21 protein-coding genes are annotated in these 26,352 nt (G+C 53.0%); 7 read left to right on the top strand and 14 right to left on the bottom strand.

Features of this window, described 5'->3' with window-relative positions:
• Positions 1–239: 239 nt before the first annotated feature.
• The 4 genes from FHT67_RS00770 to FHT67_RS00755 all read right to left on the bottom strand — a co-directional run bounded on the left by FHT67_RS00770 (position 240) and on the right by FHT67_RS00755 (position 6,062).
• Complete coding sequence (locus FHT67_RS00770; protein WP_167194806.1) at positions 240–2,297, bottom strand: alpha-galactosidase; 2,058 nt, start codon at positions 2,295–2,297, stop codon at positions 240–242.
• A 111-nt stretch (positions 2,298–2,408) separates the two neighbouring features.
• On the bottom strand, positions 2,409–4,046 hold the full coding sequence (locus FHT67_RS00765; protein WP_132303132.1) for an ABC transporter substrate-binding protein: 1,638 nt from the start codon (positions 4,044–4,046) through the stop codon (positions 2,409–2,411).
• A 116-nt stretch (positions 4,047–4,162) separates the two neighbouring features.
• Entirely contained in the window at positions 4,163–5,050 is an 888-nt protein-coding gene (locus FHT67_RS00760; RefSeq protein ID WP_132303131.1) for a carbohydrate ABC transporter permease, read from the bottom strand.
• Between the two features lie 28 nt (positions 5,051–5,078).
• Positions 5,079–6,062 (bottom strand): ABC transporter permease, encoded by a 984-nt coding sequence (locus FHT67_RS00755; protein WP_167194803.1) that lies wholly within the window; start codon positions 6,060–6,062, stop codon positions 5,079–5,081.
• Between the two features lie 216 nt (positions 6,063–6,278).
• Here FHT67_RS00755 and FHT67_RS00750 point away from each other — a divergent pair, with 216 nt between their 5' ends.
• On the top strand, positions 6,279–7,874 hold the full coding sequence (locus FHT67_RS00750) for a response regulator transcription factor (protein ID WP_132303129.1): 1,596 nt from the start codon (positions 6,279–6,281) through the stop codon (positions 7,872–7,874).
• A 19-nt stretch (positions 7,875–7,893) separates the two neighbouring features.
• Positions 7,894–9,636 (top strand): sensor histidine kinase, encoded by a 1,743-nt coding sequence (locus FHT67_RS00745; protein WP_132303128.1) that lies wholly within the window; start codon positions 7,894–7,896, stop codon positions 9,634–9,636.
• A 136-nt stretch (positions 9,637–9,772) separates the two neighbouring features.
• Here FHT67_RS00745 and FHT67_RS29620 read toward each other — a convergent pair whose 3' ends face one another.
• The 3 genes from FHT67_RS29620 to FHT67_RS00735 all read right to left on the bottom strand — a co-directional run bounded on the left by FHT67_RS29620 (position 9,773) and on the right by FHT67_RS00735 (position 15,816).
• Complete coding sequence (locus FHT67_RS29620) at positions 9,773–9,964, bottom strand: hypothetical protein (RefSeq protein WP_208403071.1); 192 nt, start codon at positions 9,962–9,964, stop codon at positions 9,773–9,775.
• A 307-nt stretch (positions 9,965–10,271) separates the two neighbouring features.
• On the bottom strand, positions 10,272–13,319 hold the full coding sequence (locus FHT67_RS00740) for a CBM35 domain-containing protein (RefSeq protein WP_132303127.1): 3,048 nt from the start codon (positions 13,317–13,319) through the stop codon (positions 10,272–10,274).
• Positions 13,320–13,494: 175 nt separating this feature from the next.
• Positions 13,495–15,816, bottom strand: a complete 2,322-nt coding sequence (locus FHT67_RS00735) for a glycoside hydrolase family 95 protein (protein ID WP_347813044.1) — start codon at positions 15,814–15,816, stop codon at positions 13,495–13,497.
• Between the two features lie 164 nt (positions 15,817–15,980).
• On the opposite strand from FHT67_RS00735, the gene FHT67_RS00730 reads away from it, so the two are divergent.
• Positions 15,981–16,847, top strand: coding sequence for a helix-turn-helix transcriptional regulator (locus tag FHT67_RS00730; RefSeq protein ID WP_132303125.1), 867 nt, complete (start codon positions 15,981–15,983; stop codon positions 16,845–16,847).
• Between the two features lie 63 nt (positions 16,848–16,910).
• On the opposite strand, the gene rplT is transcribed toward FHT67_RS00730, so the two are convergent.
• The 5 genes from rplT to FHT67_RS00705 form a co-directional block, all read right to left on the bottom strand.
• Positions 16,911–17,270 (bottom strand): 50S ribosomal protein L20, encoded by a 360-nt coding sequence (gene rplT, locus FHT67_RS00725; RefSeq protein WP_127490829.1) that lies wholly within the window; start codon positions 17,268–17,270, stop codon positions 16,911–16,913.
• Positions 17,271–17,323: 53 nt separating this feature from the next.
• The gene (gene rpmI, locus FHT67_RS00720; RefSeq protein ID WP_091186665.1) at positions 17,324–17,524 is read right to left on the bottom strand and encodes a 50S ribosomal protein L35; all 201 of its coding nucleotides are present in this window, start codon (positions 17,522–17,524) and stop codon (positions 17,324–17,326) included.
• Positions 17,525–17,544: 20 nt separating this feature from the next.
• Positions 17,545–18,084, bottom strand: a complete 540-nt coding sequence (gene infC, locus FHT67_RS00715; RefSeq protein ID WP_174806518.1) for a translation initiation factor IF-3 — start codon at positions 18,082–18,084, stop codon at positions 17,545–17,547.
• Between the two features lie 255 nt (positions 18,085–18,339).
• Positions 18,340–19,578 carry a glycosyltransferase family 2 protein gene (locus FHT67_RS00710; RefSeq protein ID WP_132303124.1) on the bottom strand — a complete coding sequence of 413 codons (1,239 nt, stop codon included), beginning with the start codon at positions 19,576–19,578 and terminating at the stop codon, positions 18,340–18,342.
• Positions 19,579–19,926: 348 nt separating this feature from the next.
• Entirely contained in the window at positions 19,927–21,105 is a 1,179-nt protein-coding gene (locus tag FHT67_RS00705) for a glycosyltransferase family 4 protein (protein WP_167194801.1), read from the bottom strand.
• A gap of 252 nt (positions 21,106–21,357) precedes the next feature.
• Here FHT67_RS00705 and FHT67_RS00700 point away from each other — a divergent pair, with 252 nt between their 5' ends.
• Positions 21,358–21,921: a phosphatase PAP2 family protein gene (locus tag FHT67_RS00700; RefSeq protein ID WP_132303122.1), complete on the top strand. Its 564-nt coding sequence runs from the start codon at positions 21,358–21,360 to the stop codon at positions 21,919–21,921.
• A gap of 124 nt (positions 21,922–22,045) precedes the next feature.
• Here the strand turns inward: FHT67_RS00700 and trmB are convergent, their stop codons facing one another.
• Together trmB and FHT67_RS00690 are read right to left on the bottom strand one after the other, a co-directional pair.
• A complete protein-coding gene (gene trmB / locus FHT67_RS00695; protein WP_132303121.1) occupies positions 22,046–22,810 on the bottom strand; it encodes a tRNA (guanosine(46)-N7)-methyltransferase TrmB in 765 nt (254 codons plus the stop codon).
• Positions 22,811–22,965: 155 nt separating this feature from the next.
• Positions 22,966–23,172 (bottom strand): hypothetical protein, encoded by a 207-nt coding sequence (locus FHT67_RS00690; RefSeq protein WP_132303120.1) that lies wholly within the window; start codon positions 23,170–23,172, stop codon positions 22,966–22,968.
• Positions 23,173–23,476: 304 nt separating this feature from the next.
• Here FHT67_RS00690 and mnmL point away from each other — a divergent pair, with 304 nt between their 5' ends.
• The 3 genes from mnmL to FHT67_RS00675 all read left to right on the top strand — a co-directional run bounded on the left by mnmL (position 23,477) and on the right by FHT67_RS00675 (position 26,335).
• Positions 23,477–24,442: a tRNA modification radical SAM protein MnmL/YtqA gene (gene mnmL, locus FHT67_RS00685; protein ID WP_167194797.1), complete on the top strand. Its 966-nt coding sequence runs from the start codon at positions 23,477–23,479 to the stop codon at positions 24,440–24,442.
• Position 24,443: 1 nt separating this feature from the next.
• Complete coding sequence (gene mnmM, locus FHT67_RS00680; protein WP_167194794.1) at positions 24,444–25,022, top strand: tRNA 5-(aminomethyl)-2-thiouridylate-methyltransferase MnmM; 579 nt, start codon at positions 24,444–24,446, stop codon at positions 25,020–25,022.
• 314 nt (positions 25,023–25,336) lie between these two features.
• Positions 25,337–26,335 carry an ROK family transcriptional regulator gene (locus FHT67_RS00675; RefSeq protein ID WP_132303117.1) on the top strand — a complete coding sequence of 333 codons (999 nt, stop codon included), beginning with the start codon at positions 25,337–25,339 and terminating at the stop codon, positions 26,333–26,335.
• Positions 26,336–26,352 lie beyond the last annotated feature (17 nt).

Genomic DNA, 26,352 nt, shown 5'->3' with positions numbered 1-26,352 from the left:
GATTATTCAGGAGGAAGCACGGCTGCCTGTTTATTTGTCCTTGCTAGGGGTTAAGCACAAACCTATTTCATCTATAATTCAGGAATAGATATCATCCACGGATGAAGAACCCCCCGATTTCAGCACTCGCCGCTGTAATCGGGGGGTTCTATTTTCCGGGAGAGAGGCTGTGATAGAGCTGAGATACGGATTAGCGCGAAATAAAGCGGTGCAGGATATCTCCTGCACCGCTTCTTCTATTAAATATAGAACAGCAGCTTCGACTCTGCTGGCTCAAGCTCAACCACATGCTCGCAGGCGCCCGGCTTCAGGCTGCACGACTCCCCGCTCCACAGATCGCGGACCGTCAAGCCCTTCGCGCCGTCGATGCCGACGCGGGACAGGTCGATTGCCTTCGACTTCCCGTTCTCCCCGTCAAAATTGAAGACGGCCACCCATGTACCGCCATTGCCGGCTAGCGAGAACAGATCCTCGCCTCCCATGCCGCTTCGGCCCTCGGCGGGACGGAAGGACTCGCCGCGCCTTGCCAGCGCCATAACTTCCCGGTTGGTCATCCAGGCTTTCGCGCGTTCCGCCGCTCCCTCCATCCGGTAATCATCGCCAAGCAGCAGAGAAGTACCGGAAATCACGCCGGAGTTCAGGCGGCTGCGGCCTTCATGCTCCGTCGTCGCCCGCTGATTATCGCTCTTGAACAGGACGATATGGTCAGGATCGTTAAAGCGGTACAGATTGTCGCTGATCCACCAGCCGTACGTCAGCGCGTTAAGCATATATTCCGTATCGCCGATCAGGCCGAAGGCATCGCAGGATACGCGTCTGCTATGCGCGTAACCATGCGGGAATAGCGGAGCGATGGACAGGTTGATCAGGAACGGCCGGCCAAGCTTCTCCGGGCTTAACGCTTCCGCAATAGCCGCCATGCCGTAATTGTACGCCTGGATGCCCGTTCGGATGGAAGGATCGTGATGGATGCCTTCCATTGCGCCATGCGCCAGGAAGTCCATTTTCAAATATTCAAAGCCGGCGGCCGCAATTTGATTAAGCTTGCGCATTATGCGCGCGATCGCTTCAGGATGCGAAGGATCAATCGGGAAGGCCCCGTCCAGCTTCGGCAGCGGATTGCCAGCTTCGTCCTTTAGCAAAATTTCCCGGTACAGAACCTTACCGTTTGTCCCTTCCACGGGCGTATCGGGGTTGCTGCCCCAGAACGCAAACGGCGTGTAATACGTTCCCGGCTTCTGGCCGTTAGCCTTCACTCGGCGCACCGCATCCTCAAGCTCGCCCTCCTTCAGATTATCCGAGAAGGCGTCGAAGTTGACGTACAGGCTGCCTTCCTGATCGGCGAACCCGTTTTGCTGCAGCTCCTTCGCGAAGAAATCGGAAGTATGCGTATATACGTCGTAGTCCAGCTTCGTCATAACGGCCGACCAGCTGTTCCAGCCCATCGGAACGCCCCCGCTCCAGGAAAGCGCGGGCTGAATGACCGCATTGGCCTTTCCGTAGGCTTCCATGCCTTCGCGGTAATCCTCGTAAGCGCCTACAAGTATCTTCGGCGAGACGATGGAGGTGCCGCGGAGCGAGCCATGCGGAGCCGTATCGCGGGTCTGCAGATCCGCGACGCCGGAGATGACCCGCAGGCGCCCGATGGCCTCCGAGAAGGTTCCTTCCACGTCAATGGCCGTTTTCCATGTATCATGGGTAACCGAGCCGATAACGAAGCCGCGGCGCGATTCGGCGCGGTAGACGGCCGTCACCTCATAGCTGCGGACGCTGGACGGATTGGCGTGCGAGCCAAATCGCACCCATTTGTCGTTATCGAACGGAATAAACAGCGAGCGGATCTCTTCCTTTGAACCGTCGCCGAAATCGAGTACGCCGTTGTCGTTCAGATAGGAGGCAAGAGGCGTCAACTCATTGGTTTCCCATTCCTGCGAGTCTGACGCCTCAAGCTCTATCAAAGCGTAAGGCAATCCCTGATACAGTCGGATATGCTGCTTTAACGACGGCCTGCCCGGCTGGGTATGCTCAAAGCTGAATCGAATCCCTTTGCCAAAGCGATCCTCCACCTCTTGCACCGAGCTTTCCTGAACCGCATGTCCAGCGTACCAGGAAGAACGGACAACGGCACCGCCAACACGCGCTTCCGCGTAAAAGCCCGTCATCGTCTGGCCGCTCTTCCAGGCAAGCGCAAGCGTGCCGTCTTCCGTATTTGCCGTAACCTTCAGCAGCCCGTTATCCGCCGCAAACGTTCCCGAAGCCTGCTCCAGCTTGAATTGCCCCATCTCCGTCGTCATCATTTTCTCGCTCCCCTTCTTCCATAGAGTTATAACCTACTAATGACTATGGAAGGAAAAAGGCCAGCACAGCTGGCCTTCCCTTCTACTGTCTATTAAATGACATGATCCCAATTAATTCCACAGTTGTTTGCGGGCTTCGTAATTCGTTGTGTATACCGCCTCGACTTTTTCGTCGCCGGCAGCTTTCATATCCGACAGCATTTTGTCGAAAATCGTGCTTGCTTCTTCCGCCGTAGGCGCCATAATCGCTTTCGTGATCGCCTGCTTCGTGATATCGCTGATTTTTTGCTCGGACAAAGCCTCCGGCGTGCCGCCTTGCGGGCTTATGCCGTCATAAATCGCGGTATCGAATACGCTGTCGGAAAGATTCTTGATTGCCATTTGGTCAACCGGAGCGCGCTCGTAACGACCTGGAAGGTCATAAGGCGTGCCGTCTTTGCCCGGGCCGTTCTTGATGAACCAAGTCCACTTGCGGATACCCGTTTCTTTCGTGTAAGCAGCCCAGTCGTCTTTGAACGCTTGCAGCGTTTCCGGACGCGGTACGTGCTTGCCGTCCTTCATATCCCAATGCACGCCTTCGATCCCCCACATGAGCAGGTATTGGCCTTCTTCGCTTGCGAGGAAGTTAATGAATTGCATCGTGCGTTCCGGATTTTTGTTCTTCTTCGTGATCGCAATCGCATCCCAGCCAAGCGAGCTGCGGCCGCCGTAAGTCGTTTTCGAAGGATCTACGCCGTCCGCGACCACTTTGTACGCGAACAGCTGCGAGTCTTCGCCTTTATCCTTTTTGAGGATGGTGTTGGAGTTGCCAAGATCCCAATAAGCGCCTGTCGAGGAGAAAATCGTGCCCGTCGCGATTTTTTGCTCCCACACTTGACGTTTGTTGATCGCCCATTCCTTATCCATAAGACCGGAACGGTACAGATCGTTCATGTACAGAATCATATCCTTGTACTTCGGATCCTTCACGTCGTATTGCAGCTTGCCGTCATGCTCGTAATAAGGCATCAGGCCGAACATCCCTTTGAACGTGCCAAGCGTTCCGCCCCAGTTCTCGCCGTCCATCGTCAGAGCGATGGTATCCTTGCCGTCGATTTGCGGATATTTCGCTTTGAAGTCGGTCAGAAGCTGTTTGAACTCGCTTTGCGTAAACGGCACTCCGCCATCCGCTTTATCCGGAGCAAGCTCCTTCACGATGTCCTTGCGCATGTTGAAGCCAAACACCGGCTCATGCTCAAGACCGTACCAGTTGGACAGGTAGTAGTTCTTGCCGTCTTTGTAGCGCGTTTTGTTCAGTACGTCGCCGTACATTTCTTTGACATCCGGACCGTATTTCTCAATCAGATCGTCCAGCGGGATAATCGAGCCCGCTTCCGTATATTTCGCTACCAGGTCACTGGAGCGGTCGAACATGATCATGTCGGGCAAATCGTCGCTCGCCAGCATCAGGTTCAGCTTTTCCGTCGGGTTGCCCGTCGGCTGCTGAATCTCAATCGTTACGCCGGTACGCTTCGTAATCTCTTTGGCAATCGCGTTGTCAAACTTGTCGCCTGTATTTTTATCAAAGAAGGTAATCGTAATCGGGTCCGTGCTTGGATCCTTTGTCGCGCTGTCATTGGTGCCGGTATTCGCGGATCCCGTGTTCGAGCTATTGCTTGGTTTTTCCGATGAATTCGAAGAACAAGCGGAAATCAAGGAAACCGACATAACGGCCGTAAGCAAAGACAGCATCCATTTTTTCGAGTTCATACTGTAATCCCCCTATGATTGATCTTGGACTTATAATAGCATTGGCAAGCTGCCAGGGCATCCCCGGCCGTGACACACCTCCTCGCATGTAATCTGATCCGGCTAAGCCGGGCGGATTAGCTTTTAACCGCGCCCAGGGTCATGCCTTTAACAAAATATTTTTGCAGGAACGGATACACCATGATAATAGGAAGCGTTGCAACCATGGTTGCCGCCATCCGGATCGTGTCCGGCGATACCTGCATGCGTTTCGCCGAATTCGCCATCGCCTGCGCGTCTCCAACCATGGAACCCGTCTGATACTGGTTGAGGATTTTGACTAGCACGGCCTGCAGCGTCTTCAAATCCGGTTTATACGTAAACACGTACGAGTCAAACCAGGAATTCCAATGGCTGATCGCCGTGAACAAACCAATCGTTGCGAGAACCGGCGTTGTCAGCGGCAAAATGATGCGGAAGAAAATCTGGAGATAATTCGCTCCGTCCATCTTTGCCGACTCATCCAGCTCCTGCGGCAGCCCCTGCATAAACGTCCGGACGATGATCATATAGAACACGTTCATTAAGCCCGGCACGATAAACACCATAAAGTTGTCGATCAGATGATAGCTTTTGAGAACCATGTAGTACGGAATCAGTCCGCCGCCGAAATACATCGTAAAGACGAAGTACAGCGTCCAGAAGCGGTTCGCAACAAGCTCCTTCTTGCTGAGCGCAAAAGCCAGCATGCTGATCGTGAGAACCGCGAGCGGCGTGCCGATAACGGTCCGGAGCAGCGTAACCCGAATGGCTGTCCAGATCTCGCTGTCGCCGAGTATCTGCTCGTAACTCTTGAGACTGAACTCTCTCGGCCACAGATACAAATGGCCTCGTAGAGTATCCTCCGCACTGTTTAACGAAATAATGAAAATATTCCAGAAAGGATAAAACGTGATAACGAATATCGCAACGATAAAGGCGTAAACGGCAGCCATAAACAGAAAATCTTTTTTGTCTTTCACCATAGCGTGTTCTCCTCTTTGCGTTATTGTTCTAGAACAGCGACTGCTGTTCCATTCTTTTGGCCATCTGATTCACGCTGATGACAAGGACGAAAGCCACAAACGATTTGAACAATCCGACGGCTGCCCCGTAAGAGAACATCCCGTTTTGCAGACCGTACTTGTAAGTGTAGGTATCAATAACTTCCGAGTATTCCATTACCGTATTGTTCTGGAGCAGGTATTGCTGGTCAAAGCCGGCGTTCAAAATACCGCCAATCGCGAGAATCGCGAGAATGATAATCGTCGGGCGAATGGAAGGCAAGGTTATATGAAGCATTTGCTTCAGCCGGCTTGCGCCGTCGACCTTCGCCACCTCATACAGTTCGGGGTTAATCGCCGATATTGCGGCCAGATACATAATGGCGTTAAAGCCCATGTCCTTCCAGGCATTCCCGAAGGCGATAATCCACCAGAACAGATGGCCCTTCTGCATAAATTGGATAGGCTCGTTTACGATATGAAGCCCGGTCAGGATGTTGTTGACGACCCCGCCAGACGAGAGCATCGTAATAATAATGTTCGCCGCGATAACCCAGGAAATAAAATGCGGCATGTAGGAGACGGTCTGGAACGTCCGTTTGAACCAGCCGTTTCGCAGCTCATTGATCATAAGCGCCAGAATGATCGGCATCGGGAATCCGAACAGCAGCGACAGGAAGCTTTGCGCCAGCGTGTTGCGCATAATCCGTACGAAATCGCCGTTGGTGAAGAAGTAATCAAACCATTGCCAGCCTACAAACTCTGTCGTGAAAAATTGCTTGAAGAACGTTCCCCCGCCCGGTTGATAATTAATGAAGGCCATATACAACCCGAACATCGGCACATAGGAGAACATCAGAGTCAGGATAATGGCGGGCAGCATCAGTACGTAAAGCAGCCGCTGTTCCTTGAGCCTCGCCAGCAGCCCGCCTTTGTTTCTCTTGACGGCAAGCGCTCCGTTGCTTTGTGGATGCGCTTTCGTTTGCATGTTCATCGTGTTGCCCTCCCGCGAATATAGTTTCCGTTTGCATCGCTTTATGGACTTAATTATAGCCGGGCTAATCGGCCGTTCTATATTAAGATCTACCGATTCATGCTCGAAACCCACACACTTCCGCCAGCTCCATTGTTGAATAACGGCATACCCGTTAAACTAGAATCATCGTACAGCATGAGGTTTTATTTCTATTGAGAAAAAGGCGGTGCCGACATGTATACAGTACTTCTGGTTGACGATGAAGCGATTGAGCTGGAGACCATGGAGCATTACGTTCCTTGGGAGCAGGCCGGCATTCAGGTCGTTGGGACAGCACGCAACGGGAAAGAAGCGCTGGCGAAGCTAACCGAGCTTAAACCGGATATCATCGTAACGGATGTGCGCATGCCCATTATGGACGGGCTGGAATTCGGAAGGCGCGCGAAGCAAATCGACAAAAGCGTCAAAATCATTTATTTAAGCGGACATAACGAATTCCAATATATCAAGTCCGCTCTTAATATCGAAGCAGCCGGCTACTTGCTGAAGCCGATCGATATGGAGGAGCTGCTTCTGCTCTTGGCAAAGGTGAAAAAGAAGTTCGAAGAGGAGCAGCTGGCGAGCGAGGGAGGCGGCTGGCAGCTGGAGCGGCTGCTGCTGCGCATCGTCCGCGAGCCTTCCCCGGAACGCCGGATGGAATGGATCCGGCAATGGGAGAACGGAGCTTCCGGCTTTGTGGCGCACCAGGCTTTTGGAGCCGCTTACATGACGGTCGAGCCTCCCGCGTTTCCGTCCGGCGGATTAGACGGAGAACCGGCGCAGCCATCCTCTTCATCCATTCTGACCGCGGATGCGGCGGAAGCGGCCCGCGCTTTGCTAAGGCGGAGGTTGGATGCCGCCATTGTACTGGAGACCGGACCAAGCACGCTGTTTGTCCTCTTTCAAGGAAAACCCCAGCAGTGGGAGACGGCTTATTGGGAGCTGCTTCGGGAAGAGCTGCTGGCCGCAACTTCGGAGGGTGAGGCGTTTGCGACCATCGGCCTGTCGGGTCCTTACAGAGGATTTCATCTGTTAAAAGAAGCGTTCGAGGAGTCGCAGCGCTGCAATGAAGAGAAGCTGTACCGGCAGGCCGGCTCCGTGATCCGCAGCAGCGGCACCGACGAAAACGTGAAGCAGACCGATATCTCGGTCGAAGCGACCTCGGCTTCGCTTATTGCGGCCGTGCAAGCCGGCGATAGCGAACGCGCAGGCCAATTGCTGGACGACTGGTTCTCCGGCATGCGTCAGGAACGAATCGAGCGGAACTATGCCGTCCGGGCGGTTATTCAGCTGCTGTCCGCACTGGAGCAGCATTTCGCTTCTCTAATGGTAGGGCCGCTTCGCGATCAGCTGCTCGCCGATCATTGGAAGGAGCTGTCGTCGCTCCCGTCAATCGCCCATTATCACGCTTACGCGCTCCGTTTTTGCAGAGAGCTGCTGAAAGCCGCAGCCGAGCGCGACCTTGACCGCCATCAGTCGGTTGCGGAACAGATTATGAAGCTGATTGCCGAGCGTTATCATCTGCCCCTTACGGTGGAGGATATCGCCAAGGAGGTCTATTTGTCCCCGAATTACGTGCGGACCATCTTTAAAGAGAAGACGGGCGAGACGATCCTGGATTACTTGACCCGAATCCGCATGAATCATGCGGCGGAGCTGCTGAAGGACCGGTCGCTGAAGGTACGCGACATCGCCCACCGGGTCAGCTACGAGAATGTCTCTTATTTCTGCTCGGTATTCCAAAAGCACAAAGGCAGCACGCCCAACGAATACCGCAAATTGCAACTTTAGGCTGGAGTGGTCTTAAATCATGAGGAAGCTGGCCGGATGGCTGATTAATCCGTTTTATAATTGGCGGCTTCGCGAGAAGCTGTTCGTCATGTTTTTGCTTGGGGGCATTCTCCCCCTGCTTTTTTTCGTTCAATATTCGTACGAGACGATTCGCAGCGAGCTTTCTTCGCAGATGATCGCCAATACGAACTCTACGGTCGCGCAAATCAATTCCAACCTGGAGAACAAGCTGGACACGTACACGAAGCTGTCCGCAACGCTGTATCTGGACTCCAATATGCGCGCCTATCTGACCAACGATTATTCAAAGGATCCGTCGCTGTTCGTTGACGCTTACAAATACATCAACAATTCGTTCGTCAACATGCTGACGACGAATCCGGACATCGAATCGATGAGCATCTATATTAACAATGAGACGCTTCCCACGGACGGCATGTACATCAAGTCCATGGACCAGAGATTCCGGAGCTCGCTTGCTTACAAATCGCTTAGCGGCAGCTTTGGGGACGTAAGGTTCGTCACTTCCCCTCCGGAGCCTGATAAGCCTCCGATGTTCACGCTGACGCGGCTGCTCAACATCAGCAGCATGAACAATCCGTACGGCGTATTAACCATCAATATTCTGGAATCCGATATTTTCCGGCTGATGGAGAAGGAAGCAAGCGATAAGACGGTGCTCATTATTAATGAAGAAGGCATCGTGATGTCCGCCAAGGACAAAAGCCTTCTGAACCTGCCCATCGACCTGCCTGAACCGTTCCCGTCGGAGAATAGCGGACGGTTCGACAGCACTTATAAAGGGGAGAAGGTGCTGGTCGTCTACAACACGACCAAATACGGCTGGAAGAGCGTTTCGCTTATTCCCTACAGCAGCTTTTTGTCCAAAGCTCATCTGACGGCAAAAAGAATACTGACTTACGCGCTGGTCAGCCTTGGCCTAATGGCTATCCTGATCTACGTCACCGCGCGGCTGTTCACCAAGCGGATGGAGAAGCTTGTTGGCATGATCCGCCGTATCGAACGGGAGGACTTCGAGCTTATCGACATCCGGCCGCTTGGACGGGACGAGATCGGTCAAATCGGCAATGCGCTGCGAAAAATGAGCCAGCGTCTAAGCTCGCTCATCTCCGACGTCTACATGAAGGAAATCGACAAGCGGGAGGCGGAGCTTAACGTGCTGCAAGCCCAGATCAATCCGCATTTCCTGTACAATTCGCTTGCTTCGATCTCCTCGCTTGCCATTCGCAACGACGATCCGCGAATGAACAAGATGGTAACCGATTTGGCCAAGTTTTACCGAATCTCTCTAAACAAAGGAAAAAACACGCTGTCCATCCACGAGGAGATTCAGCTGACCCGTTATTACGTATCGATCCAGCAGGTTCGGTTCGCCAATCTGCTCCGTGTTCACTACGATATCGAGGAATCCGTCTTGCCTTGCATGATTCTTAAGCTGACCCTTCAGCCCTTCGTGGAAAATTGCATCAATCATGCGATCTGGGATCATGAGTGCGGCATCAATATCATCATCAGGGCTTACCGCGAGGGACAAGACATCATCCTGAAGGTTATCGATGACGGCATGGGCATGAAGATGCCTAGCGGCGATCTGCCGCAAAGCGAGGATACGTTGTCGGGCTACGGCGTCCGCAACGTGGATAACCGGATTAAGCTGCTGTTTGGCGACTCGTATGGGGTGTCGATATTTAGTCGCCTTGGAATCGGGACGTCGGTGACGATTCGGATTCCTGGGAAGTAAGAACTTGATGATTAGGTTAAAGGGTATGCTGCGCAATTAAATGTTCTTCCGATCGCCATTGCTCGGGGATTCCTTGGAACAATTCCAATAGGATTGGAATCCCCAGAGCAAAAGCGACCGTTTCACTTCTCCAGAATCATTTAATTGCTCCGCCTGCACTTAACCTAGAGGTTAAGTTCTTAAAACCCAGAAAAAGAACGTCACCACTTTGGGGTGATGCATTTAAACGGCTGTGCGGGGTTACCCGGCACAGCCGTTTGCTGTTAAAGACTAACATCTCGCCCGCATTGGCAAGAGCATCCGCGTCTACTTTTTTAGATAAATCCATCGGAGGTAGCTACGTTGGATATAGTCCAACGTTTTGCATGCATTAGAGCTCCGGAGCTAACCTTCATTGGAGTTCATCCAACGGAATTAGCCATTTTCGGCCGTCTAAGTCCGCTTTTGGACTTTTACGCAGGATAGAATCCAACGTACGTGTTAAATTCGTGCATTGGGGTATCATTCTAGTGGACGAAATCCAACCTAGCACTAGTAAGGTCGGCGCATGGGCGCATCGCGTGAAGGGGCGGAAACAAAAGACGCCATCATAACAAAAGGCTGTACCGGTACTCACCCGGCACAGCCTTTTTAGCTTATTTCTTGATAATTACTTTGTACAGCTTGGATTGAGCGCCGTCGAGCTGCACCTGAAGAGTGTCCTTCGCTTCGGCTTTGGAGTTGGTCCAAGCGTCCGTGAGCTCAACTTTTGTTGTTGCCGAGATGCCAAAAGCACGCTTCAGATCGACGGTTTTGGTTACCGCGTCATTCGTGTAGTTAAACACGGCAAGGTAGTAATCCTTGTTGTCCCGAAGGACAAAGATATCCGCTGCGGCATTGCCCGTGTTGCCTTCAACCGGACGGAATGCTTCGCCAAGCAGGGCGATATCGTTGACGTTTTTGTTCGTGAGCAGCGATTTCATCAGCTTTTGCGTCTCCGCATTGCTGACGTCGTCGGAGTTCATATAGACGGTGCCGGAAATAGCAGCGGCATTAACGCGCGTCTGGGCTGCGTTAAACGAGCCGCCTTTTGCTAGCGTCATGTAGTCCGGATCGGTGTAAGAATAGATCGTGCCGTTCTGCCACCAGCCGTAAGTCAGATTGTTGAGCTGGTATTCCGTACGGCCAAGCGAGCCGTCGACATCGCACGAAATCCGTCTTGCGTGAGCGTATTGGCTAGGGAACATTGGCGCGATGGACGCGCTGATGAACATTTTGCCGCCCAGCGTCTTGTCGATATGAGCCATACCCTGATTATAAGCCTGAATGCCGGTCTGCACGTTAGGATCATAATGCTTGCCCTCGAAGGAGCCATGGGACAGGAAGTCGATCTTGATGTATTCAAAGCCGTAATCCAGGAACTTGTTGAAAATATACTCGACACGCTGCTTCGAGCCCGGATGCGTCGGGTCAATCGCATACGCGCCGTCCACCTTCGGCAGAATGTTGCCGTTCGCATCGCGGAGCACGATATCGCCGTACGTGTATTTGCCGTTTGTTCCTTCTACCGGCTGCGACATGTTGTCGCCCCAGTATACGAACGGTCCATAATAGATACCGGCTTTTTGCCCGTTTTTCTTGATGACCTTCACCGCGTCGCGAAGCTGCTGCTCGGACAGGTTATCCCAATAGGAATCCATATTGATATAGACAGTGCCTTTATTCGTAAACGACTTTTGCAGATTGTCCTTGAAGAAGTTCGACACCTCTACGACTTTGTCATAGCTGAGCGAGCTTTCGTAAGCGCCCCAGCTGTTCCAGCCGACCGGCACGCCGGAAGGCACGCCCTTCTCGAACTTGAGCGGCGGCGCTACCGCCGCGTTGGCTTCCCCGTAGTTCTCCAGTCCATCGCGGTAATCCGCGTAGTAACCAACCGCAATTTGCGGCGATGTGATCGTTCTGCCGGATACTTTGCCATGACCGATGCTGTCATGAGTCGATGCAAGCGAAGTGAAGCCGCCGTACACCTTCAATTTGTTCAGCTTGTCATTCGAGCCGCTCCAGAAAATACCGGTTTTCCATACGTCATGCGTTACCGAACCGATAACAAGTCCGGCACGGCTCGTATTGTCATAGATTGCAGTCATTTCGGAGCTGATATAGTTATTGTTGTTCAGAGCCGTGTTGATCGTACGTGCCTGATAACGGGACCAAGAATCGTTGTCATAAGGCGTGATCAGGACACGGTTGTCGCCATTGCTTCCCAGATCCACGCCGCCGCTGGCATTCACGGCAAGCGGCGCCATATCGTTCGAGCTGATTGTGGAGCTGCCCGTTACCTGCTGGGAGACAAGGAAGTAGGACTGATCCTCGTACAGCTGGTAAATCTGTTTCATCACCGGCAGACCTTCGCTATAGTTTTCAACCGTAATGCGGACGCCTTTGCCATGTCCGTCTTTGATTTTCTCCACGCTGCCAAGCTTGAAGCTATGCTCGCTGTATTTACGGCTGTCCAGCAGCTGATCTTCCAGCTGAGCGCTCGCGTAAGCGCCTTTTACAAGCGTTTTGCCGTTCCAGGCGTACGCCGAAAGACCCGACTCCGTGTTGTAAGTGATGCTGTAGCTGCCGGAGGCAAAGATCGCTCCCTTTTCGTAAGCCGTCACTTTAATCGAGCCGTATTTCTTCGAGTCAATGGCTTTGCCAATCTGGCCGATGTTGTCTACCGGACCCGGATCCTCGCCCGGACCTTCCGTAGAGGCAATCTCGATCTTGTCGATATCCGGCGACCAGCCGCCGTCATCGTTAAACGTGATCGTATTGGCTCCCGCCTTCAGCTGGGCCTCCAGCTTGAATACGCCAAGCGTGTCCCAGTTCTCGGTTTTCGGAAAAGCGTAGTTATCCGAAGGGCCGTCATTAACGGCGATCGATACCGGACGCGGATCTCCCGATATGTAAGAGACGCTAAGCGTATACACGCCGGCTTTCTCCGCCATTACGTCACGGAATTGCAGGGTGGAGCCGCCCCACAGGTTGCCAACCTTCTTCCCGCCTGAGCAGCCGGTCGCCGCGCTGCAGCCGCTGACGGAAGCATTGCCTGTCAGAACGTTCCCCGCCGCTTCCGCCTCGTAAGCCGTACCCGTACCCGGCTCGCCGGAGCCGCCCTCCGACAAGCGAAGCTCGATTCGGTCGATATCCGGGGAATAACCGCCTTCATCGTCCAGACGGATCGTGTTGCTTCCCGCCTTCAGCTCCAGCTCTAGTTCATAGACGCCAAGCGTGTTCCAGTCGGCGGTTTTCGGCAAATCGTAATGATCAATCGCGCCGCCGTTGACGCTGACTCCAACCGATCTCGGATCGCCCGAAATATAATGGACCGTCATCGTATATACGCCGGCTGTATCCACCGTTACTTCGTTAAAGGTGAGCGACGAGCCGCCCCACAGCCCTCCCACGATTTGGCTGCCCGAGCAGCCGGTTGCGTCCGCGCATCCTTTGATCTCCGCTTTGCCCGAAAGCGTGTTAACGGCGGATTCAGCCTCAAAGGAATAGCTGCCGGCAGCTGCTGTATCGGCAGCGGCGGTTACCTCCGCGCTTGCCGCCTCAACCTCCCGACCGGAGGTACCTACCGCCAATTGAAGGACCAGGACCGCTGCCAGCAGCAAAAACCATCCTTTGCCGGACCATGCCCCAAATTTTTTCTTCATTACATCAAGCCTCCTGTTCGCATGAAATGTGGTGAAGCGCTTTCAGTTTGCCTTTTCAATGTAAAATAGAGACAGGGCTCGAACAATCCCAATATTTAACGAACCATACGACAAACCGCCAAAGTTTGAAGAGGAAGCATCCTCTGCCCCTTCCTTTGGCGGTTTTTACGGAAAGCTATTTTATGGTTTCAACCTTAAGCAGCCTCAATTGGCCGTCAAGCTCGTAACGCTTGCCCGCTTCCAGCCGCAAATGAATCTGGCTGCCTCCGCATTTCAGGGCCGTCTCCAGATCCGAGTATGCCGTAATAACCGCACCCTTCAACAGCCCGTTCTCCCAGCTGGCCGCCGCTTCCGCGTTGCCTTTTGCCCGAAGTCCCCGGTACGAGCCGCTTGCCCAATCCGCCGGCAAAGCAGGCAGCAGATGAATGGAGCCCGCATGGCTTTGAAGCAGCATGTCCGCAATGGCCGCCGTTCCGCCGAAATTGCCGTCAATGACAAAAATATTCGTCTCCGCGCCGGCCACGCCCGGCTTGGAGTAGGACAACAAATTATCGAAGCAAAGCTCCCCAATCAAATGCCGGATATGCTTCACCGCCTGATTGCCGTCATGGAGCCTGGAGAAGCCGAGGGCAAACAAGGCCGCCGTAAATTCGATATCCTCCAGCTCATCGACCAGCATCCGTCCGAGCAGCGTTTGCCGCATAGCCTGGCCAAGCTCGGGCGTCTTTTCCGGCGTAATCTGGTTCCCCGGATAAACGCCGTACATATGGGAGAAATGCCGGTGCTGCGGCTGCGCCTCTTCGTAATCCTCCAGCCATTCCTGCAGCTGTCCGCGTCTGCCGATTTGCAGCGGAGGCAGCAGCTCCATCGCTTCCTTCAGCCTCTCTTGCAGCTCTTCGTCAACCGCGAGCAGCTCCGCCGATTCCAGCACAAAGCCGAACAAATCGCGGACCAGCATCTGATCCATCGTGGAGCCCATGGAAAGCTGCTGCTCGCCCTGCTCCGCCGGTCCCGGATAGAAGCTGTTCTCCGGCGAGGTCGACGGGCCGGTCACCAGCCAGCCGTATTTCGGATGAACAGTCATATAATCCAGGAAGAACAGAGCCGCTTCCTTCATGACCGGGTAAGCCTGACGAGTCAAAAAACCGCGGTCACGGCTATATTCGTAATGCTCCTTCAAATGGGTTGCAATCCAGAGCCCCCCTGTTACGTTCAGCCCCCACGAGCGTCCCCAGCCGGGCGAGGCGAATCCCCAAGCGTTCGAGAACACATGCGCCACCCAGCCTTCGCAGCCGTAGAAATCTTCCGCGGCCGCTCGCCCCGCATAAGAAAGCTGCTCGATATAATTCATAAGCGGAATATGGCATTCCGCCAGATTGCTGATCTCCGTCGGATAATAATTCATCTCCGTATTGACGTCCAGATGGTAATCGCAGCTCCATGCCATGGCGTTAGCCTCGCCGTCATTCCATAGTCCCTGCAGATGAAGCGGCAGACGGGAATCCGCCCGCGTACCGGCAATCGTCAAATACCGTCCATATTGATAAAATAATGCGATTAGTCCGTTATCCGCCGACTCGCCGGCTCTGAGCTTGCGGATGCGCTCGTCTGTGGGAAGCAAATCATACGACTTGGACCCGCCAAGATCAAGGTCTACGCGGCCATACAAGGACTGATAATCCGCAATATGATCCCGCAGCAGCCGCTCGAAGCCTTTTGCCTCCGCCGCTTCTATACGCTCCGAGCTTTCCGCCTTCCACGCATCATCGCTTCGGCCGTAATCGGTTGCTGCCGCAAAATAAAGAACAACCTCGTCGGCTTGCTCGATCATGACCGAACCGGCTTCCCCAAATACGCGCCCGCCCGTAACCACAGCTTTTAAAGCGCCTTCGCTCCATACCCCGCAAGTACCGTCGCTATGGATGTTCTCCGTCGCCTGCGTCCGGAAAACCAGCTTATCCGGTCCATCCAGCCGGGCATCAAACGTGGTTGTTCTGCCCAGTATACGCAGCGCAAGGGATACCGAGCCTGCCTGCTCCCCTTTAATCCGGGATACCAGCACGCCGTCCGGGTGAGAAGCAAAGGTTTCCCTTCGCATAACCGCTCCGGAAACGCTTCGGTAAGATACCCCGGCAACCGCCTTTTCCAGGTCCAGCTCGCGCACCAGCTGACTGCCCTCATCCTTATAGCCGATCAGAATATCGCATAAGGACAGATTGGTTCCAAAGTTGCCTTTCTCCGGTTCCAGCTGCTCGGCTGCAAGCTTGTCTCCAAGTACATAATCGCCGCTAAAAAAAGCCTCCCGCATCGTCTTCAGCTTTTCCTTGGCATCCGGCGATCCGCCGAACCGCTCCGGCTTGCCAGACCAGAAGGTGATTTCCGTCATATTCCAGGTTTCGCTGCCGATGCCGCCATGCAGCACCGCGCCAAGCTGTCCGTTCCCCAAGGGAAGTCCCTGCTTCCAGCCTGCGGCCGGCTCGGTATATATCATTTTCATCCTGCTCATCCTCTCAAGTTTTAGCTAATTGTCCGTTCTTAAAGTGAAAGCCCTTTCGAAATTCATGGCATTATTGTAACATTGAACAGAATCAACGTATTTGTCCGTCAGTCCTATTATTTAACGATTTATCCGCTAATTTTTATTCGAGGGCAGGGAACCGAATGAAAACGATAAATGAAATAAAACCTTATGTCGGGGACTCCATGCGTTATCTATACGTGGGAGGCTGGAATGAAAAGCTGCGCGTCAGCAACGTATACGCGTTCCATCTGTTCGTAGACGGTCCCGGGGAAATGGAAGTCAACGGGAAGCTCTATCCGATTGAACGCGGGACACTCATCTTCCTTCGCCCCGGCGAGCCTCATGCCTTCCATATCCGGAAAGGACAGCCGTTATCTTCGTATAATCTGTATTGCAATATGTGGGAAGGGACTTCCGACTCTTATAACCGGATATTCATCCATGCACCGGAGCCGTTTGTGCTGGAGCCCAGCTCGGACGAGGAGTATTGCCCGGAGCTGGATTCGCTGCCAAGCTTCTTCTCGCTTCAACCTTATCCGTGGCTGTACGATGCTTTCGTTACGCTCTCCAGGCAGTTTGACAACAGCCTGCATTACCGCACGGAGCTGGTGAACAGCATGCTCTATGCCTGGATGCTCAGTTGGTACAACGTAGTTCACACCCGCCAGCCAAGCGATTTCCGAATCGTCAAGCTGCTCGCCCATTTGAACGAGCATCCCGAGACCCGCTCCCAAGTAGAGGATTGGGCGGCCATGTGCGGCCTTAAGCGCTCCTACTTTCATTCCCTGTTTCAGCGGGAGACCGGGTTTACGCCGCAGGTATACCGCCATAGGCTTCTTATGAAGCAAGCTGCCCAGCTGCTTGTCGAAACGGATTATTCCGTAACCGCGATTGCCGAACGGCTTGGCTATTCGTCGATTCATCCGTTCACCCGCCATTTCAGCGCTTATTACGGCGTCAGTCCCCGCGCTTACCGGCTCCAGCCCTCTTCCGAGCGGGAGCTTTAGCATAAACGCAAAAAAGAGGTTGTCCCCCTCAGGGACAACCTCTTCTCTATATCACGCTTAAAACTAAGCGTTGATTTTCGCTTTTGCAACGCCAGCAAGGGAGTTGAACGAGTTGATGTCGTTAACAGCCAGGTCAGCCAGCATTTTGCGGTTTACTTCGATGCCAGCCAGTTTCAGGCCGTACATGAATTTGTTGTAGGAAAGACCGTTTTGACGAGCAGCCGCGTTGATACGAACGATCCACAGTCTGCGGAATTCGCGTTTGTTTTGACGACGGTCGCGGTATGCGTAAAGAAGCGACTTGCCAACTTGCTCCTTTGCTGTTTTAAACAGACGGTGTTTCGAACCGAAATAACCTTTTGCCAGTTTAAGAATTCTTTTACGACGACGAGCGCGGACAAAACCGCCTTTAACTCTTGCCATGAGTGGAAACCTCCCGTAGGTTGAATTTGATTAAGCTATCTGAACGATTGCTACTATTTAAGGTTAGCGAGACCTTGTTGAATACGACGAACGTCGCCTGCTGCCATCAGTGGCTGGCCGGCAAGAACACGTTTTTGACGACCGGATTTGTGGGAAAGCAAGTGGTTTCTGAACGCTTTGTAACGTTTCACTTTACCAGTACCGGTAATTTTGAAGCGGTCTTTCAGACTGCTGTGTGTTTTCATTTTAGGCATGTCGATTATCCTCCCTTTATTTAGCTGTTGCTTTTTGGTGCCAAAATCATAATCATGCTCCGGCCTTCAAGCTTCGGTGCACGTTCTACGCTGCATATTTCGGCAACCTCTTGCGCCAGACGGTCCAGAATTTTCTGGCCGATGGCAGCATGAGCGATTTCCCGTCCGCGGAAGCGTACGGAGGCTTTAACTTTATCGCCCTCGCCCAAGAACTTCACAACATTGCGGTATTTCGTTTGATAGTCATGCTCGTCGATGTTGGCACGGAACCAAACTTCCTTCAGGTCGACGATTTTTTGATTCTTGCGTGCTTCTTTTTCTTTCTTCTGCTGCTCGTAACGGAACTTGCCGTAGTCCATAATCCGGCATACCGGCGGTTTAGCCGTCGGTGCTACATTCACCAGATCCAAGCTCAGGTCAATTGCCATCTGCATAGCGTCACGGATCGATTTGATACCGATTTGCTCGCCGTCCGCGCCTACAAGTCGTACTTCTCTGGCCCGGATCTCATCGTTGATTTGATGTTCTCTGCTAATAACGTGCCACCTCCAAGATAGGATGTTTATGTGTGGTGTTGCAAAATAAAAAATGCGGGTTCGCACGAACCCGCATTGTTATAACCGTTCATTGTGGCCGCCCTCGTTACTCCACGGGGAAGCAACTCGTTAAGCTAATCAGTTATCGCAAACCAGCCGGCGTTACCGAAAGGTGAGAAGCGGGTGCTTCTGCTTGTGCAAATATGTTTTGTCAAAAACGTTACCGACTTACTATAACACAATGGATTTCTATGTGTCAACCCATTATGCCATGCGTTTTTACAGCTGTTTGCTCTGCACGTCCTCCAGACGAATAACGCGCGTATGCTGCGTATGGCTCCATTTCTTGTTGTTCTGCGTGAAGAACGCATGAACCGTAATCGGCCACCACGACACGGTGAAGAGCAGGAACGTCGGAATCCGCAAGTAAAGCTTCCATGGCACCTTGGCCATATACATCGACAAAGGAATCTGGATAAACACATAAGCCATATACGGAATGCTCAGCCAGATCGGCAGCAGGTTGTATACCGATTCCACATTGTTGCCGCCAAAGAGAAGCATGTCTCCCCAGATGATCGCTGCAATGAAGAAGCCGGCCAGATAGTTGTATGCGTTAAATACGTACAGCGCAGCGTCGATCTTCGTCATGCTGCGTTCTTTAATGCCCTGCCACAAAAGCGGCAGCATGTACTTGCGCGTAACGTCGAAATGTCCTTGCATCCAGCGCAGACGTTGACGTGCCGATGCCTGAAACGTAATCGGCTTCTCGTCGAACACCTTCGCCTCGAAATTAAACTTCGGATAAATCCCCCGCTGAATACAGCGGACCGTGAACTCAAGATCTTCTACGAGGCTTGTTGCGCCCCAGCCCATTTCCTGCAGCAGCTTGGCGTCAAAGCACATGCCCGTGCCTCCGAGGAAGTTGGCCAGACCCAGATTCGTGCGCGGCAGCTGCCATAGGCGGTTGCAGAACCAGTAGTTGATCGCGTTAGCGGAGCTGATCCACGAGTCGTTCGGGTTTTTCGTATCCAGGTAGCCCTGAATAACGCGGTGTCCGTTAATCAAATCATTGTTCATGTACTGCAGGAAATCGGTCGCTACCAGATTGTCGGCATCAAAGATCGCAACGCCGTCGTAGCTCTTCGGCATCTTCCACAGTTCCTTCAGCATCCATTCCACGGCATAACCTTTGCCCCGTTGGTTCTTGTTATTGCGCACGCAGGCATAAACGCCGTCGTAGCTGTTCACAATATCGACGGTGCCGTCCGTACAGTTGTCGCAGATGACGAAAATGTCAAACAGCTCGCGAGGATACTTCAGCTTCAGCAGATTTTCGATAAGCGCTCCGACAACCTGTTCCTCGTTATGCGCCGCAACCAGAAGCGCGAACGTCTTTTGCGGCGGATGGGATAAATCTTCTTTCTTGCGGTGCCAGCCAAAACATGTCAAAAACAGTTGGTACAAGCCCAGCAATGCGAATACGATCTGGAAAACAAGCATAATCGTGTTGAACATTTTTCGGTACTGCCCCCTTGAGACCCCTTTTTAATTGCCCGTTCTGAACACCTTGCCATCAGGCGCCGACAGGCTCTTTATCATAATTCTCTCTTGTGTCCGGTCCGTTTTTTTTGTTTGTGTAAACGAATCTCGGGACATTTTGATTTTCCACACAATGATTATCTTTGTCAAAAGCTCTAATTCCCGCCATTATCCGTTATCCAGCCAGTAAAACGCTTGCATGGCAGTCAGATGGTTCCATTACCTCCTTTTGCGCCCTATCGCCCTTATTTTCATCCATTTCCTAATTTTTTAGCCCTTACGTCCAATACATACGTAAAGAGTTGATACAATGTTCCCGGTCCGTCACTCCGCTTTGTGACGAATATGTGGCTGTACGGGGATCGAATACCGTTCAAAGCTGGCGGCCAGTTTGTCGAAAATAGCGTTCCAGGACTGCTTCTGGCTGTAGATGCGTCCTTGCTCGGCAATCGCGGAGCGAAGCTCCGGATTGCTGTACAAAAGCCCCATCGCATTCGTAAACGAACGGGGATCCTCCGGATTGCACAGCAGGCCCGTTACCCCATGCTGAACGGAATCCGTTACGCCTCCCTTGTCGGCGCAGATGACAGGCGTACCGCAGGACATCGCCTCCAGCACAACGTTGCCAAATGTTTCCGTCGCCGACGGAAACAGGAACAGATCGGCGGAAGCATACCATTTTTGCAAATCCGGCATCGCCGTAAAACCGATAAAACGGGCGTCGATTCCTTCGCGGCGGCACCGTTCCTTCAGCCCATCGGACGAAGGCCCGTCGCCGGCGATGACAAAAACCGCTTCCTCGCTTATATTTTGCCGAAATTCCGCAAAAGCATCTAAGGCGATATCGACATTTTTTTCGGGAGCTAATCTTCCCACGTACAGGACGACAAATCGATCGCTGTCGATTCCGTGCCGGAGGAGCCACTCCTCCCGGTTGACAGACGGATGAAAGGCTTCCGTATCAATGCCGCGGCTCCATACTTCAAGCCGGCCGTCATCCCAGCCCTTCTCCTTCAAATCCTCGTAAGTGGAACGGGAAGGCACGTAGATGGAGCGGCAGTCATGGTGAAACCATTCCATATATCTCCATAACAGCTTTGCCATCCATTGCAAATTGTAAAACGGCAAATATTGATCAAAATGGGTATGATAGGACGCAACCAGGGGAACCCGGAGCTTGCGGGCATAATGAATGCCGCAAAGTCCAAGGTTGAACGGAGTAGCTACGTGGATGATCGTTGGAGCAAAATCCTTTAGCGCCCTGCGGATATGAATGGGATTGGGAAGTGCCAGGCGGCACTCGGGATACAGGAAAAAGGGCAGGCTGGCGAAGCGCTCGACAGAGGCGGATTGTTTGCCGCTTTGCTTGCCTGCGGCCGGATCCGGAGCCATCACAAGCACTTCGGCACCCTGCCGCTTCAAATAATCGGTCCAGCGGCCAAGCGTGCGCGCCACGCCATTCACATCAGGTTCAAACGTATCGGTAAAAAGCGCAACTCTCATGAAGAACGCCTCCTTCGGAATGAAACCTTGATCGGTTCCATTCTACAGGAGGTCTGTTAGCGAATAATCAACCTCATTTTAAAGATTGGTTAATCTTTCGAAATCCCGCCTCTTCGTATAAACTTAAAACTTGTACAAGCTGATTAATTGAACCATAATAGACAAATATCGATTATAATGTGTGGGAATCGCAAATCTTAGGTCTATGCTTACGAAGCAGAATTGCTTCGCAATTCTTTTAGGAGGAAACGGATGAGAAGAATGATAGGGTGGTTGCGAACCCGGGAATTGCAAATGATCCTATGGGCGAATCAACGCCGATCACAAAGCAGGCTTCACCGGTTGCTTGGGGTTTATTTAAGCACGGTGACGCATGTTGGAGGAGCGTCCTTTACACTCATCAGCTCTTTCCTCGTTGCCATGTTTGCTCCTAATCCCTGGAGCACGACGGGCTGGCAATGCTTTACTGCCGTATTTATCAGTCATCTACCGGTCTATGTCGTGAAACGGAAACTAAAAAGGCTTCGCCCTTATCAGGCGTTAAACGGAGTAAACACGGGTAAAAACCCGCTCGTCGACTCCTCCTTCCCTTCCGGACACACAACCGCTATCTTCGCTTATGTCGTTCCGATTATCGGGGCGGGCGGAGTATGGTTCCCGATTATTCTGCCCGTTGCGGCCGTACTCGCTCTGTCGGTTGCGTGGTCGCGCATGTATCTCGGGCTGCATTATCCGTCCGACGTGGCGGCCGGTGCGCTTGTCGGCACGCTGACGGCCATAACCGTCGAATACGGCTGGACTCTTACTTTATTCTAGAAGCAAGTTCAACGGCTTGGCGGAACGCGTTCCAATCCCGAGAATTCCAAGCCATGTTTATAGCAATAACTTGTAAAAACTTTGAATTGTAAAAAGGCTGTTCCCGGCGGGAACAGCCTTTTTGTTATTCTGCCGAATCGTCTTCGTCGTCGCCGGCAAGCTCGGCTTCCGCTTCTTCGCGGCGCGCGTTCTCCAGCTTGCTTTCGCGGTATTCGCGCAGCACGGCTTCGCCGATTACCGCTTCCAGGCGGTAGATGGGCTGGCCCTTTTCCATAAACTTCATCTCGTATTCGGTAAACACAAGATCCTCGCGCGGACCGTTTTTATGAAGATTAAGCGAAATATTGCGAAGCTGCAATTCCACCTCTGCAAAGCTGTTAAGGGAGAACTCGAACAGAGATTCCGAATCGGTCTTGAAATGGATCTCCCCGCGTTCATTCAACAGCTGGGCATACTTGCGCAGGAAGCGCGGATGCGTCAGCCGGCGGCGGGCATGCTTGCTTTTTGGCCATGGATCGCTGAAATTCAGATAAATCCGCTCGATCTCGCCCGGCTCGAACATTTCTTCGATATGCTCGATATTAGCACGAAGCAGCGCCAGATTCGGCGGCTCTTCCACTCCGTTTTCCTCCCAAATGTTGCGAGCCTTGTCGCTTGCCCGGCGGATCAGCTCGTCGTACATATCGACGCCGATATAGTTGTTGCCTGGGTTACGGAAGCTCATATTGCTTATAAAACGGCCTTTCCCCATGCCAAGCTCCACATGGATCGGCTTATCGTTGCCGAAAAACTCGCGCCATTTCCCCTTGAGCGGCTTCGCATCCAATACGACTAATTCCGGCTGCGCTTCCAGCGACTCGCGGATACCTTTTCTTCCTCTTAAACGCATCTTGTACAGATCCTCCTACAAATTAAGCTAGTCCTTATTGTGCCCAAGTTCGGTCGCCTTGTAAAGATGCCAGTTGAGACGAGGACAAAAGAAAAAGCCTTTAACGATTTTTGAATCGCCAAGGCTTTAGGTTTGTATGGATGTTGGCATAATCATTATACGAGCAATTGGTAATCAATCGGACCTTCGGATTGAATGTCGCGGTACGTGTTCTCGATAATTTCGTTCAGCTTCTTGCGCGCGGAAATTTCGATATGATGGTTATTGTGGAACCGGACTCCTGTAAGCGCCATCAATTCTTTCACCGTTAATTCAACCGTTACTTTCTCATCACCATGCGGAATTCTTGATTGTTGACTCATTGGGATCACCTCATCGATTTTTTTACTACAGCATTTCCAGTTTATCGACGTTTTATGACGATCATTACGAATTAAGCATGTAAGGTTTTTTCATTGATTTGTCGCACTTTTAATATAACAGATCATGTAAGGTATAGCAAGCCTATTTCGGTCCGGTTTTAAAATAATTTCCAGCTTGTTCTACGGCTCGGAATATCCTTAAAATGCCCCTGGCCTTCCCCTGCAAGCAGGCATGGCAATTCCCCCTTCTTTCCGATAAAATGGAGAATGCCATTCTTATCCGTACCTACCAAAGGAGAACCGCATGAACGCACATTCCTTATCCTTGACGCCCGGGCAGCCGATGCTGTGGGGCGACAAACGATTTCATACATGGAACTACGAGATGCGCGAGCAGCTTGGCGGCAAAGTCTTCAAGGTGACGCTAGATGCGGGCTTTACCTGCCCGAACCGGGACGGCTCGATCGCCAAGGGCGGCTGCACGTTCTGCAGCGCCCGCGGGTCCGGCGATTTTGCCGGCAGCCGGCGCGATGATCTCGTTATCCAATTCAATAAAATCCGCGACCGCCAGCATCAGAAATGGCCGGAGGCCAATTATATCGGCTACTTCCAGGCGTATACCAATACGTATGCTCCCGTTGAGGAGCTTCGGGAGCATTACGAGGTGATTTTGCAGCAGCCGGGCGTGGTCGGGTTATCGATTGCGACGCGGCCGGACTGCCTGCCTGACGATATCGTCGAATATTTGGCCGAGTTGAACGAGCGCACCTACCTGTGGGTGGAGATGGGCTTGCAGACGATCCATGAGTCCACCTCGGAGCTCATCAACCGCGCCCATGATACGGCCTGCTATCTCGACGCGGTACGCCGACTGCGAGAGCGGGGCATCCGCGTATGCACGCATATTATTTACGGTCTGCCGCAGGAGTCGCACGAAATGATGCTGGAGACGGGCCGCGCGGTTGCCGCGATGGACGTGCAGGGCATCAAAATCCATCTGCTCCATCTCATGCGCAAGACGCCGATGGTCAAGCAATACGAAGCCGGACTGCTTCGCTTCCTCGAGCTGGACGAATACGTCAAGCTGATCGTAGACACGCTGGAATTCCTGCCGCCGGAGATGATCATTCTCCGCCTGACCGGCGATGCGCCAAAGGAGCTTCTCATCGGGCCGATGTGGAGCATGCAAAAATGGGTGGTGCTGAATGCCATCGACGCGGAGCTGAAACGCCGCGGTACATGGCAAGGCAAGCTATGGGGGACGGTGTAAAATGGGGTTTCTTTCTATTCTCAGCATGGCGCATCAATGGATCGCCGAACGCGTGCAGCCGGGCGACATTGTCATTGACGCTACCGCTGGCGGGGGCGTCGATACGCTGAAGCTCGCCGAGCTGGTTGGCGCGCGCGGCACGGTACACGCGTTCGACATCCAGCAGGATGCGCTGGACCGGACGCTCGAGCGGCTCCGCCCGCTGGAGGAGCGCGGCAAGCTGCCGCAGGTGCGGCTTCACCTGCGCAATCACGCGTTGATGGCGGAAGCGGTTGGACCCTCCGCCGGAGGAAACGTTGCAGCCGTGATGTTCAATCTCGGCTACTTGCCGGGCGGCGACGAGTCGGTCATTACGGTACCGACGACAACGATCGCCGCCCTTGACGCGGCGCTGGCGCTGCTGCGCCGCGGCGGCATTGTCACTGTCGCGCTGTACCCGGGGCACCCGGGCGGCGCGGAGGAGGCGGCGATTGTCGCCGACTGGGCAGCGAAGCTGCCCGGGGCTTTGTATGCGGCTGTGCTGTACCGCCAGCCGCAAAGAGACACCGCGCCGTATTTGATCGCGGTGGAGAAGAGGTAGCGCAGCCCGGCGCTTGCCCGGCAGATATAAGTGGCGCGCCCGAAGGGTTTTTTAATTACCCTTCGGGCGCGCTTTTTATCGCAAGGACATTTCTCCCGCTTCACCGCCTCCGCGCATCACCTTAACGATGCCCCGCATCGTTAAGCCCGCAAAGCGCATCTATCGTCCCGATTCCCATTCCCTCCGACACGATGCCGCCAGCGTAAAACATTTTCTCACGCCAACCCTATTGCTCTCCGGAAGCATTTTTGATACGATCAATCCAACTTATTAAAGACGTTTAATAAGTCTGTGCAGAGGAGTTGTAAACAACCGTGAGCGATTTTCCGGCAACGCCTAAAGAGATGAAAAATGTAATTCTATACGGCCTGCGTTCCGCCCTGCTGACGATGGGAAGCGCGACCAAAGCGGAGCTGAGCCAAAAGCTTGGCCTCAGCTTTCCGACAATCAGCAAGTTTCTGACGCAAATGGAAGAAGCCGGCGAGCTGCTGACCGTAGGGCTGGACGATTCGAGCGGCGGAAGAAGGGCTCAACGCTACGCGTACAATACGGAGTTTATGCTGGGGCTGGCTCTCTTTTTCGAGAAGTCGGAGATCAGCTATACGATCTTTAACTGTGCGGGAGACATCAAGGAGCAGGGCACCACGTCAAGCGCATTAATGAATGATCTCCCCAGCCTGACCTTGTATATCGAACAGCTTCTGCTGAGTCATCCAACCATCAAATCCATAGCGATCGGGGTACCGGGCGCGGTCAATAACGGCCGTGTCATTCATATCCCGGATTACTCCAACTTCCAAAATATGAACCTGAAGCAATACCTGGAGGAGCAATTCTCCCTGCCTGTCGTGGTGGAGAACGATATGAATGCCGCCGTGCTGGGCTATTACAAAACAGGAAGCCACGAGAATAATCCTTCCCTCGTCTATTTGTATTTCGGGCAATTCGGCCCGGGCGCGGGCATTATGATCAACGGGGATGTCGTAAGAGGCAGCACCTTCTTCTCCGGAGAAGTCTCCTTCGTGCCTCAATACGATGAGCTGAACTTCCAACAAGCGATACAAAAAAAGGACGGAGCCAGCAGGCTCGATGCCATCAGCAGACTTATCGCTTCATTTGCGGCGATTATCAATCCGCATACGATTGTGTTTAATAACGCCGAGGTGAATGACGCCATTCTGGGACGGATCCTGGAGCGAAGCGCCGATTATATCCCAATGGAGCATCTCCCCCTTCTGAAGGCAAGCGATATGAAGAAGGATTATCTGGACGGCCTGCAAAGCCTTGGGCTGGATCTGATGATCTCCAATTGATTAAAGAAGCAGGTGAA

The organism is Paenibacillus sp. BK720, from assembly GCF_011761545.1.
In the GTDB taxonomy this organism is placed as follows: Bacteria; Bacillota; Bacilli; order Paenibacillales; family Paenibacillaceae; genus Pristimantibacillus.
This window is presented reverse-complemented; position numbering and strand designations above follow the sequence as displayed.